This window comes from Plastoroseomonas hellenica, assembly GCF_018129085.1.
Taxonomy (GTDB): domain Bacteria; phylum Pseudomonadota; class Alphaproteobacteria; order Acetobacterales; family Acetobacteraceae; genus Plastoroseomonas; species Plastoroseomonas hellenica.
This window is the reverse complement of the sequence record NZ_JAAGBB010000003.1, coordinates 61499-74575: the sequence shown is the minus strand read 5'-3', so window position 1 is coordinate 74575 and position 13077 is coordinate 61499. Positions and strand designations below refer to the sequence as shown.

The 13077-nt window shown below is 70.2% G+C and carries 11 protein-coding genes; 4 read left to right on the top strand and 7 right to left on the bottom strand.

From position 1 onward, the window contains the following. Positions 1 to 128 precede the first annotated feature (128 nt). From GXW71_RS03165 to GXW71_RS03155, 3 genes are all read left to right on the top strand, one after another. Positions 129 to 1568, top strand: coding sequence for a malonyl-CoA decarboxylase (locus tag GXW71_RS03165; protein WP_211850944.1), 1440 nt, complete (start codon positions 129 to 131; stop codon positions 1566 to 1568). Positions 1569 to 1715: 147 nt separating this feature from the next. Next, on the top strand, positions 1716 to 2738 hold the full coding sequence (locus GXW71_RS03160; RefSeq protein WP_211850943.1) for an LLM class flavin-dependent oxidoreductase: 1023 nt from the start codon (positions 1716 to 1718) through the stop codon (positions 2736 to 2738). 79 nt (positions 2739 to 2817) lie between these two features. Continuing rightward, positions 2818 to 3111, top strand: a complete 294-nt coding sequence (locus GXW71_RS03155) for a hypothetical protein (protein WP_211850942.1) — start codon at positions 2818 to 2820, stop codon at positions 3109 to 3111. Between the two features lie 22 nt (positions 3112 to 3133). Here GXW71_RS03155 and GXW71_RS03150 read toward each other — a convergent pair whose 3' ends face one another. Both GXW71_RS03150 and GXW71_RS03145 read right to left on the bottom strand, forming a co-directional pair. After that, positions 3134 to 4726, bottom strand: coding sequence for an ABC transporter substrate-binding protein (locus GXW71_RS03150; protein ID WP_211850941.1), 1593 nt, complete (start codon positions 4724 to 4726; stop codon positions 3134 to 3136). A gap of 102 nt (positions 4727 to 4828) precedes the next feature. Next, positions 4829 to 6370 carry a Na+/H+ antiporter gene (locus tag GXW71_RS03145; RefSeq protein ID WP_211850940.1) on the bottom strand — a complete coding sequence of 514 codons (1542 nt, stop codon included), beginning with the start codon at positions 6368 to 6370 and terminating at the stop codon, positions 4829 to 4831. Positions 6371 to 6536: 166 nt separating this feature from the next. Here GXW71_RS03145 and GXW71_RS03140 point away from each other — a divergent pair, with 166 nt between their 5' ends. Then, positions 6537 to 7784 (top strand): flavin monoamine oxidase family protein, encoded by a 1248-nt coding sequence (locus tag GXW71_RS03140; protein WP_211850939.1) that lies wholly within the window; start codon positions 6537 to 6539, stop codon positions 7782 to 7784. A 6-nt stretch (positions 7785 to 7790) separates the two neighbouring features. On the opposite strand, the gene paoC is transcribed toward GXW71_RS03140, so the two are convergent. The 5 genes from paoC to GXW71_RS03115 all read right to left on the bottom strand — a co-directional run bounded on the left by paoC (position 7791) and on the right by GXW71_RS03115 (position 12974). Continuing rightward, positions 7791 to 9995: an aldehyde oxidoreductase molybdenum-binding subunit PaoC gene (gene paoC / locus GXW71_RS03135; RefSeq protein WP_211850938.1), complete on the bottom strand. Its 2205-nt coding sequence runs from the start codon at positions 9993 to 9995 to the stop codon at positions 7791 to 7793. A 4-nt stretch (positions 9996 to 9999) separates the two neighbouring features. Next, complete coding sequence (locus GXW71_RS03130; RefSeq protein ID WP_211850937.1) at positions 10000 to 10953, bottom strand: FAD binding domain-containing protein; 954 nt, start codon at positions 10951 to 10953, stop codon at positions 10000 to 10002. Next, positions 10950 to 11582: an aldehyde dehydrogenase iron-sulfur subunit PaoA gene (paoA, locus tag GXW71_RS03125; RefSeq protein WP_211850936.1), complete on the bottom strand. Its 633-nt coding sequence runs from the start codon at positions 11580 to 11582 to the stop codon at positions 10950 to 10952. Before paoA ends, GXW71_RS03130 begins: the two co-directional genes overlap by 4 nt. Before the next feature lie 184 nt (positions 11583 to 11766). After that, positions 11767 to 12162: a (R)-mandelonitrile lyase gene (locus tag GXW71_RS03120; RefSeq protein WP_211850935.1), complete on the bottom strand. Its 396-nt coding sequence runs from the start codon at positions 12160 to 12162 to the stop codon at positions 11767 to 11769. 41 nt (positions 12163 to 12203) lie between these two features. Further along, complete coding sequence (locus GXW71_RS03115) at positions 12204 to 12974, bottom strand: carboxymuconolactone decarboxylase family protein (RefSeq protein WP_246526232.1); 771 nt, start codon at positions 12972 to 12974, stop codon at positions 12204 to 12206. Positions 12975 to 13077: the final 103 nt, after the last annotated feature.

Here is a 13077-nt window from a genome sequence, read left to right as displayed (position 1 = left end):
CATGGCCTGTTTGGAGAAGATTTTAGCCTCCGCCAGCACCGCCCGTCACGCGGCAAGGTGACAGGCTTCAGGGATGCATCTCACGCAGGGTTACGCTAGATTTCACATCTGTCGTGTTGGAGCCGTCGATGTCTGATCTCGCTATCCAGCCTGGCCTTTTCGACCGGGCACTGCGTCGGGTGACCACCCTATGGCGCGACATGGCGGCAAGCGTATCGGGCGGCGCCGGGGAGGGCTTCGCCGAGCAGCTCCGCACCTGCCTCGAAGCCCGCGGCGGCGAGGTCTCGGCCCGCAACCGGGCGGCGAAGCTCGCGGAAGCCTATTTGGCGGCCGATCATTCCGGCCGGGACGAATTCCTGCGGGCGCTGGCCAACCTCGATTCCGATGCCGCGGCGGTGACCCGCGCCATGGCCCGCGTCACCGCCGCGACCAACACCGCCGAGCGTGCCGCCGCCAAGGCGAAGCTGCGCCGCGTGCTGGAGCCGCCGCGCCTCAAGCTGCTGACCCAGTTCACCACCATCCCCGACGGGATGAAGTTCCTGGTCGACCTGCGCGCCGAGCTGATGCGGCGCATGGATGGCGACGCGATGCTGACCGCGCTGGACGGCGACCTGCGCGGCCAGCTCGCCGCCTGGTTCGATGTCGGCTTCCTGGAGCTCCGGCGGATCGATTGGCACAGTCCGGCGGCGCTGCTCGAGAAACTGGTCGGCTATGAGGCGGTGCACCGCATCCGCACCTGGCGCGACCTGAAGAACCGGCTCGATTCCGACCGCCGATGCTATGCCTTCTTCCATCCGCGCATGCCGGAGGAGCCGCTGATCTTCGTCGAGGTCGCGCTGGTGAAGGGCATGGCGCAAAGCGTGCAGGCGCTGCTCGACGAGAAGGCGCCGGTGCTGAACCCGCGCGAAGCCGACACGGCGATCTTCTATTCGATCAACAACTGCCAGCGCGGCCTCGATGGAATCTCCTTCGGCAACTTCCTGATCAAGCGCGTGGTGTCGCTGCTGTCGGACGAGTTCCGCAACCTGAAGTGCTTCGCGACGCTCTCCCCGATCCCGGGTTTCCGCCGCTGGCTCGACCAGCAGATGGCCGCGGGCGAGATGGGGCTGGTGACCGAGGAGGAGGCGAAGCTGCTGGCCGCCGCCTGCCCGATGCCGGCGGCGATCGCTGCCCCGGACGCGGCACCGGCGGAGCTGCGCGCCGAGGCACCGCTGGAGGTGCTGCGCCGGGTGCTGGCGCGCCGCTTCTGGCTGCGCGACGAGGCGCTGGCCAAGGCTCTGGAGCCGATCCTGATCCGGCTGACCGCACGCTACCTGGCGTTCGAGGAAGCGAAGGGCCGGACCGGGCGGGCGCGCGATCCGGTGGCGCATTTCCACCTCTCGAACGGTGCCCGCATTGAGCGCATCAACTGGCGCGGCGACGTCAGCGAGAAGGGGCTGCAGGAGAGCTGCGGGCTGATGGTGAACTACCTTTACGACCCCGCCCGCATCGAGGAATACCACGAGGGCTACGTCGGCGAGGGCAAGCGCCCGGTAGCGAGCGCGGTCAGGAAGCTGGCCAAGGGCTGAGCGCCCGAACGGGTGTCGTGCGATAGCACGCCTCCGGCGTGACGCCCCGCGGCCGCAGGCCGCCGCCTGTCTCTGCGGGGCGAGCCGCGCCGGCGCTGAGGCCGCTGATACATTGCGCCCCTGGCCGACCTTCCGCATCCTGCGCGGATGCCGATCAGCCTCTCCATCCTCGACCAATCGACCATCGCCTCCGGCCGCGGGGCCGGCGACGCGGTTGCCGAAACCCTGGCACTCGCGCGCCGGGCGGATGACTGGGGCTATGCGCGGTACTGGCTGGCGGAGCACCATAACAGCCAGTCCCACGCCGGCAGCGCGCCGGAAATCCTGATCGCCGCCATCGCCGCGACGACGCGGCGCATCCGCGTCGGTTCCGCCGGGATCATGCTGCCGCATTATTCCGCGCTGAAGGTCGCCGAGCAGTTCCGCGCGCTGGAAGCGATCGCACCCGGCCGCATAGACCTCGGCGTCGGGCGGGCGCCGGGCTCGGACGGACGCACGGCCGTCGCACTCAACCCGCTGGCGGCGCGCCAGGTGGAGGACCGCTTCCCCGCCCAGGTCCAGGAGCTGCTGGGCTGGACCGGGGAGGGGCTGCCGGTCGACCATCCCTTCGCGATGATCCGGGCCAACCCGGAGGTGCCGACGCGCCCGGAGGTCTGGATCCTCGGCAGCAGCGACTACGGGGCGCAGCTCGCCGGCTATTTCGGCCTGCCCTATTGCTTCGCGCATTTCATCACCGACGGCGCCGGCTGCGCCGAGGCGATGGAGGCCTATCGCCGGAGCTTCAAAGCCGAGGCCGGGCGGCTGCCGGCACCGCAGGGCGCGATCGCGGTCTTCGCGCTGACGGCGCCGACCGAAACCGAGGCCTGGCGCCTCTATCGATCGCGCGAGATCTGGCGGCTGCATCGCGACCGTGGCCGCTACCCACCGCTGCCGAGCGTGGAGGAGGCGGAGGCCTATCCGTTGAGCGAGGCGGAGCGGGCGCATCTCGAGCGCGGCCGGGGCCGCGCCATCGTCGGCACGCCGGAGCAGGTGCTGGCGCGGCTCACGGCACTGGCGGCGGAAATGGGCGTGGGCGAGGTGGCGGTGCTCAGCCCTTGCCACGACCCGGAGGCGCGGGCGCGGAGCTATGCGCTGCTGGCGGAGGCCGCGGGGCTCGGGGCGGGAAGATGATGCCGCGGCGGCTGCGTCTCGCCCCCACGTCTGATAGGCTTTCCCTGCCGGCGACAGCGCCGGCGGGGAGAAGAGAAGAATGTTGGGCCAAGGGGTCTTCGTCAGCCGTGCGGAAGCGCTTCCAGTGGAGGTCGCCGTGCACATCACCGAGGACGATGCTGGCATTCTGGTCGGTGTCGTGGTGCCGCCGGACGGCCGTCGCGGCCTGCCGATCACCGGCGAGCTGCCGGCCGGCCCGGGCCTGACGTCCCGCCCGGCGGCGCTCGCGATCAATGACGGCATCCGGAAGGCGCAGGCGCTGCAGACGCCGCTCGTGATCATCGATCCCTACGGGGTCTGGGATCCGGCCTGGGGCGAGTTGCGGCCGCATTGAGCGGTATCCGCTCCGGGTTCCGCTATCCCTTGCGCAGGTTGGTCAGCACCGGCAGCCCGTCCATCATCCCGGTCAGGGTCTTCCGATAGGCGACCGGCTGGGTGAACTGCCCGAGCACGACGAAGGGCGCTTCCTCCCCGCAAAGGAGCTGGATGTCGCGGCAGATCGCCTGCTGCACCGTGAGCGTCGGCGCCTCGAGCCAGCGCGCCCGCAGGGCTTCCAGGGCCGGGATGTTCGGCCAGCCGGGGCCCGCGGAAGCGCCGCCGGCCCGCAGCGCGTTATAGGTCGCCGGCACCGCCAGGTCGGAGCCCGAGGTGTAGACGCAGTAGCAGCTCCAGCCGCCCTCATCGACCGAACGGCGATTGGTGATGCGGTTGTTGACCGTGCCCCAGTCGGTCGCGACGAAGTCGATGTTCATGCCCAATTGCCGCATGACCTGCGCCGTCACTTCGCAGACAGCGTTGATGCGCGGCACGTCGGCGCCGGCCAGCATGACGATGCGCTCCCCGCCATAGCCGGCGGCGTCCAGTTCGCGCCGGAGCGCAGCGAGGTCTGGCCGCGCGCCCGCCGGCGGCAACCCCGCATCGCTCGCCATCGGCGTGCCCGGCGCGAAGATCCCGACGCGCTCGCGCCAGAGCGAGGCATCGTTGCCGGCGACCGCCGTCATGCAATCGGCCTGGCTGACCGCGCGCATCACCACACGTCGCACCGCTGCCTTGTCGAAGGGCGGATGCAGGTGGTTGAAGCGCAGATTGCCGACCATGCCGGTGGTGTCCTTCACCTCGATCGCGATCTCGCGGGAACGGCGCAGCAGCGGCAGCAGGTCGATCAGCGGCTGCTCCACCCAGTCGACGGCGCCGGATTGCAGCGCGGCGACCGCGGTCGCGGGATCGGGGATGACGTTGAACTCGACGCGGTCGACATGCGCGATGCGCGGGCCGGCGGTCTGGCTGGAGACGCCGTCCGGCCGCGGCACATAGCCCTGATGCCGGGCATAGACCACGCGGGCGCCGGCGACGCGCTCCTCCGCCAGGAAACGGAAGGGGCCGCTGCCGATCACCTCCGGCACCTGGGTGAAGGGATCGGTCAGCGCCAGGCGCTCTGGCATGATCACAGGCACCAGGGAGCTCGGGCGGCCGAGCGCGTCGGGCAGCAGCGGGAAGGGGCGCTTCAGGCGGAAGGTGATGGTGCGGTCATCGGTCGCCGAGAGTTCGTCGGTCGCGGCAGCGAGCAATTGCCCGAAGGTATCGCGCCGTGCCCAGCGCCTGATCGAGGCGACGCAGTCGCGGGCGAGGACCGGCATGCCGTCATGGAAGCGCAGCCCCTCGCGGAGCGTCAGCCGCCAGAGCCTGCCGTCATCCTCCACGGCATGGCCGGCGACCATCTGCGGATGGACGGAGAAATCCGCGGCGGTGCCATAGAGCGTGTCGAAGACCGCGAGCGCATGGGTGCGCGTCGCATAGGCGGTGGTCCAGATCGGATCGACGACCGCGACATCGGCATAGGGCACGAAACGCAGCACGCGCTGGTCCTGGGCCCTGGCGATACGGGGCGCGGCGAATGGCGCGGCGGCCAGGCTGGCCGCGGCGGCGTGAAGGAATTGGCGGCGCTGCATGACGGTGCTCCCTGCTGGGCGGTGGCACCGTGCGGCTGGCTTCCCAGCCGCATGCCAAGCAAACGCCACGCCACGAGGCACCAAGACGCGGCGGTGGGAGCTTCAGCCGGGAACCTCCCGCGCGCGCGAGCTCAGATCCAGCCAATCGAGCTCTTCCTCGACCGCGCGGTAGGCGGCATCGCCAATCTTGCCGCTGCGCCGAAGATCGGCGATCGCATGGCGGGAGGCCGGCACGCTCTGCCGCCGCAGCTTGTTGTCCATCGAGTTGCGCGGGTCGTGTCCGCTCCTGGCCTTGCTCAAGGCCTCCTGATATTCCATCCGCAGGCGCTGCGCGGCGTCCGTGTCGTCGCCCTCCAACGCCGCCATGGCCGCCTTGAGCGCGACCCCGCGCGCCAGCCCGATTTCCGCTTCGACGGTGTCGTCCTTGGGCAATCGGAGGAGGGCGAGGAGCGGGCGCAGCGTCAACCCCTGCAACAGCAGGGTTCCCAGCACGACGACGAAGGCGGTGAGCTGGATGAAGTCGCGCTGGGGAAACTCCGCCGGCAGCGCCATCGCGGCGGCGAGGGAAACGATGCCACGCATCCCCGACCATCCCACGACAAGCCCGGTCTTCGCCGTCATCGCCGCGGTCGGTGCCGAATGATCGCCGCCCGGCACGCGGCGCCAGCGCCAAAAGCCATAGCTCATCACCCAGACGAGGCGGACGAGGATGACGACCGCGAGGATCACCAGCGCCGCCAGGCAGAATTCCAGCCGCTGCGCCCCCTCCAGCGTTTCGAGGATCGGTCCGATCTGAAGACCGATCAGGGTGAAGGCCAGGACGTTCAGCACAAAGGTCGCGGATTCCCAGATCGCGAAGGAAGGGATCCTGACCCGGGCCGGCACTGCCAAAGCCGGGCGCTGCGCCAATGTGAGACCGAAGACGACGATGGTGACCACGCCGGAGAGGCCGAGACGCTCCGCGAGGAGCCACACGCCAAATGTGCCCACGAACTGGAGAATGACCGCGCTGGGCACGTCGCTGATGCGCTCGTTCAGCCGTGCCACCGGCCAGGCCAGAGCCCATCCGGCCAGGATGCTGCCGAACACCACGACGACGAAGGTTGGCAGCGCGCTCGCCGCGCTGAAGCCACCCGCGACGACGGCGCCGACGGCGAGCTTGTAGATGAGCAGCGCAGAGGCATCGTTCAGCAGGCTTTCTCCCTCCAGCACCATGCGGATGCGGTGTGGCGGAGTGACGTGGCGCATGATCGCCAGCGCGGCGACCGCATCCGGCGGCGCCAGCAGCGCGCCGAGCGCGATCGCGGCGGCCCATGGCATGTCGGGAAGGAGCAGTCGGGCGGCGCAGGCGACGGCCACCGTCGTCAGCCCGACCGCGACCAGGACGAGCGACAGGATGGGGCGCCAGTTGCGCCGAAGGTCACGCAGGGAGGCATCATAGGCCGCATCCAGCAGCACCGGCGCCACGAAGAGGGCGAGGATGAGCTCTGGCGGCAGATCGAGCCGGGGCAGGCCAGGCAGGAACGCGATCAGGGCACCGCCCAGCGCCAGAAGCGTGGGGTAAGGGATGCGCAAGCGCCTGGCGAGCATCGACAGGACCGTCGCGCTCAGCAGCAATCCCAGGATCGTCTCGAACAGGAGCATGAGCGGACAAACCCTCACGGCGGGGCGGGGTCTCCGCCGGCCATTCGCATCGGCGCCGTTCCGATGACCTTATCGTTCCACCACGAAGTCGCCCAGCCTGGCGACGGGTCGCGGGCGACGACCTTTCAGGTCCGGCATACTGGGGCTGGGATCGAGGATGAGAAGCATGAGCGTGGATCCGGATGTGGTGATCGTCGGCGCCGGGGCGGCGGGCGTCGCCGCCGCGCGGCGCCTGGCGGAGAGCGGGCTGTCGGCCCTGCTGCTGGAAGCCGGGCAGCGGGTCGGTGGCCGCGCGTGGACCTGCGATGTGGCCGGGCTGCCGCTCGATCTCGGCTGCGGCTGGCTGCATTCCGCCGACCGCAATCCCTGGACGGGCATCGCCGAAGCCTCGGGCTTCGCGATTGATCGCCGGCCCCCGGCCTGGCGCCAGCAGTATCGCGATCTCGGCTTCTCGCGCGCGGAACAGGTTGCGGCCGCTGGCGCCTTCGCCGCATGGAGCGAGCGGCTGGCGATGGCACCGCCAGCCAGCGACGTCGCGGCCGACGCGCTGGAAGCAGGCGGCGAATGGAATGCCTATCTGCAGGCCATGAGCGGCTTCATCAGCGGCGCCGGGCTCGAACGCATCTCGGCCGCCGACTACCTCGCCTATGATGCCGCCTCGACCGAATGCAATTGGCGCGTCACGGCCGGGTATGGCCGGCTCATTGCCGCGAGCCTGCCACCGAAGGTACCGCTGCGGCTCGCCACGCCAGTCGAGGCCATCGCGCTCGATCGGGCCGGCGTCAGCATCGCGACGCCCGCCGGCACCATCGCCGCGCGCGGCGCGATCCTGACCGTCTCGACGGCCGTGCTCGCCGGCGGCGCCATCAGGCTGCCGGCCGCGCTCGATGCATGGCGCCACGCCGCTTCCTGCCTGCCGCTCGGGCACGACGAGAAGCTCTTCCTCGAGATCCTCGGCGACAGCCCCTTCGCGCCCGAGACACAGGTGCTCGGCGATCCCCGCGACGCCAGGACCGGCGCCCATTATATCCGCCCGCTCGGGCGCCCGGTCATCGAGTGCTTCATCGGCGGGGAGGGTGCCCGGATGCTGGAGGAAGAAGGCCCGGCCGCCGGCTTCGCCCGCGCGATCGATCAGCTCGCGGCGTTGTTCGGATCGGAGGTGCGGCGCTGCCTTCGCCCGCTGGTGGCCTCGCACTGGAGCAGGATGGACCATGTGGGCGGCGCCTACAGCCACGCGCTGCCGGGGCGCGCGGCGGCAAGGGGCGATCTCGCGCGCCCCTTCGAGGATCGGCTGTTCTTCGCCGGCGAAGCGACGCACCGCGACGACTTCTCCACCGCGCATGGCGCCTATCAGAGCGGCATCCGGGCCGCCGAGGAAGCGATCGCGGCGCTGGCGCCGCGCCGGGCGGAGTAGCCGCGATCACCCCACCGCCGGCAGTCGGTCCAGCAGCTTGTCGAGCGTGATCGGATAATCGCGCACGCGCAGGCCGGTGGCGTTGTGGATCGCATTGGCGACCGCCGCGCCGATGCCGCAGATGCCGAGCTCGGCGACGCCCTTGGCCTTCATCGGCGAAGTGGTCGGATCGGCCTCGTCGAGGAAGATCACCTCCTGGTGCGGGATATCGGCATGGACCGGCACCTCGTAGCCGGCGAGATCATGGTTGACGAAGAAGCCGAGGCGCTTGTCGACCACGAGCTCCTCCATTAGCGCCGCGCCGACGCCCATGGTCATCCCGCCGATCACCTGGCTGCGCGCCGTCTTGGGGTTCAGGATGCGTCCCGCGTCGCAGACCGAGAGCATGCGGCGCACGCGGATCTCGCCGGTCGCAGCATCGACGCCGGCTTCGATGAATTGCGCGGCGAAGGTCCCCTGCTGATACCGCTTGTCGAGATCGCCATATTCCATCCTGTCCTCGGCGAGGAGGCCGCTTTCGCCCGCGGCCTCGGCGAGCGGCACGCGGCGGTTGCCCGAGCGGACCTCGCCATCCGCGAACACCACCTCCGCGGCATTGAAGCCGAGCTTCTGCGCCACCGCCTCCCGCAGCTTGACGCAGGCGGCATAGACCCCGGCGGTCGCGCTGTTGGCGCCCCATTGCCCGCCGGAACCAGCCGAAACCGGAAAGCTCGAATCGCCCAGGCGCACCACCACCTTGTCGAGCGGCACGCCCATCATCTCGGCCGCCGTCTGGCCGATGATCGTGTAGCTGCCGGTGCCGATATCGGTCATGTCGGTCTCGACCGTCACCATGCCGCTGCCGTCGAGCCGGATGCGCGCGCCCGACGTCTCGACAGGGGCGCCGCGATAGGCGGCGGCGACGCCCATCCCCAACAGCCAGCGCCCCTCCCGGTGCTGGCCAGGCCGGGCGCTGCGTCGGCTCCAGCCGAAGCGCTCGGCGCCGAGACGCAAGCACTGGGTGAGGTTGCGTTGCGAGAAGGGGCGGTCCGGTTTCTCGGGATCGACCTTGGTGTCATTGAGGATGCGGAACTCGATCGGGTCGAGCCCGAGCTTCTCCGCCATTTCGTCGATCGCGATCTCCAGCGCCATCAGGCCCGGCGCCTCGCCCGGCGCGCGCATGGCATTGCCTTCGGCGAGATCGAGCTCCGCGAGCCGCGTCGTCGTCAGGCGGTTCGCACCGGCATAGAGCAGGCGCGTCTGCTGGACGGCGGCTTCGGGCTTGCCGCCGGGCAGGTCGCCGGACCAGCTCTCATGGCCGATAGCGGTGATCCTGCCCTCCCTGGTCGCACCGATGCGGAGGCGCTGGATGGTCGCGGGACGGTGCGTCGTGTTGTTGAACATCAGGGGCCGCGGCAGTGCCACCTTCACCGGCCGTCCGGCCGCGCGCGCGCCGAGTGCTGCGAGCAGCGCATCGGCGCGCAGAAACAGTTTGCCGCCGAAGCCACCGCCGATGAAGGGCGAAATCAGCCGGACCTTCTCCTTGGCGATGCCAAGGGTCTTCGCCAGCTCGCCCGTGGTCCAATCGATCATCTGGTTCGAGGTCCAGAGCGTGAGCCGGTCCCCGTCCCAGGCGGCGATCGAGGCATGCGGCTCCATCATCGCATGCGCCTGATCGGGCGTGGTGTAGGTGGCGTCCAACTGGACCGGTGCCGCGGCGAAGGCGTCGGCGAAGTCGCCAACGGCGGTGTCGGCGGGGCCGCTGAACAAAGGCGCGGGCCGGCCTGAATCCTTCACCGCCGCGAGATCGAAGCGCCCCGCGGCCCGGACATAGTCGACGCGGATCAGTTGCGCGGCGGCGCGCGCCTGCTCGAAGCTCTCCGCGACGACGACCGCGATCGCCTGGTGGTAATGCTCGATCTCCGGACCGCCGAGCAGCGTCGCGGTGTTGAGGTTGCCCTTCGCGAGCCTGCCGGCATTCTCCGCTGTGACGATGGCGAGCACGCCGGGCGCGCGTCGGGCAGCCGCCAGGTCCATAGACGTGATCCGGCCCTTGGCGATGGCCGCGCCGACCACATGGCCATAGGCCTGGTTCGGCACGACGTCATGCCGCTCATAAGCATAGGGCGCGGCGCCCGTGGTCTTGAGAGGACCGTCGATCCGGTCGGTGGGCTTGCCGATGATCTTGAGTTGGTCGATCGGGTTGGTGGTGGCGGGGGTGTCGAACCTCATGGCGTCAGCCTCCCCTCGCTTCGGCCAGCACCGCGCCGAGCGTGCGCTCGACCAGCGGCAGCTTGAAGGCGTTCTCCTGCGTCGGCCGGGCGCCGGCGAGCAGGCGGTCCGCGACGGCTTTCGCGCCGCGCGGCAGCTCGGCCTCGGCCGCCTCGACGCGCCACGGCTTGTGCGCGACACCGCCGAGTGCGACGCGGCCGCTGCCGTCGCGCTGGATGATGGCGCCGACCGAGACCAGTGCGAAGGCATAGGAGGCACGGTCGCGCACCTTGCGGTAGATCTGCCTGCCGCCGACCGGCCGCGGCAAGGTCACCGCGGTGATCAGCTCGCCGGGCGCCAGCACGGTCTCCATCTGCGGGCTGTCGCCGGGCAGCCGGTGGAATTCGGCGATCGGAATGCTCCGCGCTGCGCCATCCGCCCGCACCGTCTCGACCACGGCATCGAGCGCGCGCATCGCCACTGCCATGTCGCTCGGATGCGTCGCGATGCAGGCCTCGCTCGTGCCCAGCACCGCGTGCTGGCGGCTGAAGCCGCCGATCGCCGCGCAGCCGCTGCCGGGCTGACGTTTGTTGCAGGGCATGTTGGTGTCGTAGAAATAGGGGCAGCGGGTGCGCTGCAGCAGATTGCCCGCGGTCGTCGCCCGGTTGCGCAACTGCCCCGAGGCGCCGGCGAGCAATGCACGCGACAGCAAGACGTAATCGCGCCGCACGCGCGCATCGGCGGCGAGATCGGTGTTGCGCACCAGGGCGCCGATGCGCAGCCCGCCTTCCGGCGTCGTCTCGATGCTGTCGAGCGCGAGGCCGTTCACGTCGATCAGATGCGCCGGCGCCTCGATCTCGAGCTTCATCAGGTCGAGCAGGTTGGTGCCACCGGCGATGAACCTGGCGCCCGGGGTGCGCGTGGCCGCCGCCACGGCCTCGGCGGGGGAGCGGGCGCGCTCATAGGTGAAGGGCCTCATGCCTGCCTCCCGGCGACCTCGGTGATCGCATCGACGATGTTGGAATAGGCGCCGCAGCGGCAGATGTTGCCGCTCATCCGCTCGCGCAGCTCCGCCGCCGTTACCTGTGGCGATGCGGCAAGGTCGGCGCTCGCATGGCTCGGGATGCCGGCCTTGATCTCGTCGAGCACGGCCACGGCCGAGCAGACCTGCCCGGGCGTGCAGTAGCCGCACTGGTAGCCGTCATGCTTCACGAAGGCGGCCTGCATCGGATGTGGGGCCTCGGGCCTGCCGAGACCCTCGATCGTGGTGACGCTGGCGCCTTCATGCATGACCGCCAAGGTCAGGCAGGCATTGATCCGGCGCCCGTCGACGATCACCGTGCAGGCGCCGCACTGGCCGTGATCGCAGCCCTTCTTGGTGCCGGTGAGATGCAGGTGCTCGCGCAGCGCATCGAGCAAGGTGGTTCGCGTATCGAGCGCGAGTTCGTGGGACGCGCCGTTCACGGTGAGGGTCAGCTTCGGCATGGCGGGGGCTCCTGCAACGGCGGACTGGGCCTTGGCCGAGGGCGGCACCCCTGACGCCGTGGAGGCGGCGCCAGCGATCAACAGGCCACGCCGTGACATCTCGAGGTCGCCCGGATTTGGCATGTCTTTCCGATCCTTCTTGTCTGCCGACGCCGCGATTGGCGGATCCCTGGGCGCGCGTTGGCGCGCAACGGTCGCCTTCAGGAGGGAGTTGAGGTCGACCCGCCCAGCAATGAGACGCCGGGGACGGCATGCGGTTATGGCCGCCGCTCATCAATGCGGCGCGAGAGAACGCACGGATGGAAGATCAGCGTCCGTACTGCGCGTCGGACACCTGCTCCATCCAGTCGACACTCTTGCCGTCGAGGGCCTCCGCGATGGCGACATGGGTCATGGCGCTGGTCGCGGTTGCGCCATGCCAATGCTTCTCGCCAGGCGCGAACCAGACGATGTCGCCGGGGCGGATCTCCTGGACCTCGCTGCCCTCGCGCTGCGCCCAGCCGAAGCCGGCGGTGACGATCAGCGTCTGTCCCAGGGGATGCGTGTGCCACGCGGTGCGGGCGCCGGGCTCGAAGCTCACGATCGCGCCGCCGATGCGCGCGGGCGCGTCCCGCTGGAACCGGGAATCGATCCGCACGGTGCCGGTGAAATACGCGGCCGGCCCGGTACCGGAGGGCTGCGAGCCGGGATGCAGGATCTCCATCGTCGCTCTCCTTTGCGGGCTGGAACCACCGAGGCCCCACCTCAGTTGCGCGTTTCGAACACCGATCTGGCGACCGGCATGGCGGACATCGCCCTGGGCCAGCCGGCGTAGAACGCCAGATGCGTGATGACTTCGGTCAGCTCGACCTGGGCAAGCCCACTGTCCATCCCCCGGTTCATATGGAACGGCAGTTGCTCGACCTGGCCGCCGGCGATCAGCGCCGCGATCGTGACCAGGCTGCGGTCCCGCGGCGTGAGGTCCGTGCGCCGCCACAGGTCGCCGAACAGGACGCCGTTCGTGTACCGCGCGAGATCCGGCGCGACGGCGCCGAGTTGCGCTTCGACGGCGGCCGCGCGCCGCGCCTCGCCCGCCGCATCGAGCGGAAGCGGCTCGCCTGACGCAGGTGCGATCTGGTCCGGCCCGATCCCACGCTGCGTGAAGACCTCCTTCGCGACACCGACGGCCGACATGGCCCTCGGCCAGCCGGCATAGAACGCCAGATGGGTGATGATCCCGGCGATCTCGCCTGGCGTCACCCCATTGTCGAGCGCCCGGTTGAAGTGGGAGGGCATCTGGTGGGTGTGGCCACCGGCGACGAGCGCGGCCACGGTGACCATGCTGCGATCCCGGGGGGCGAGCTCGGTCCGCCGCCAGACATCCCCGAACAGGACATCGTCGGTATAGGCCGCGAGCGCCGGCGCGACGGCTTGGACCTCGGGCGATGTCACCCGGCGCGGCGTCGATCCCCGCTGCTCCGACTCAGCCGCGGCGGCCAGCGGAAATAGTGCGAGCATGGCGGTGAGTGCTTTCATAGGGCCGGGTCTCATCGATCAGCGTCCGGCCTGGAAGCTGGGCCTCGTATGTCCCGGCGATTAGAGGCGAAAACCCGCATGCCGTTATCGTGGGCGCTCATGA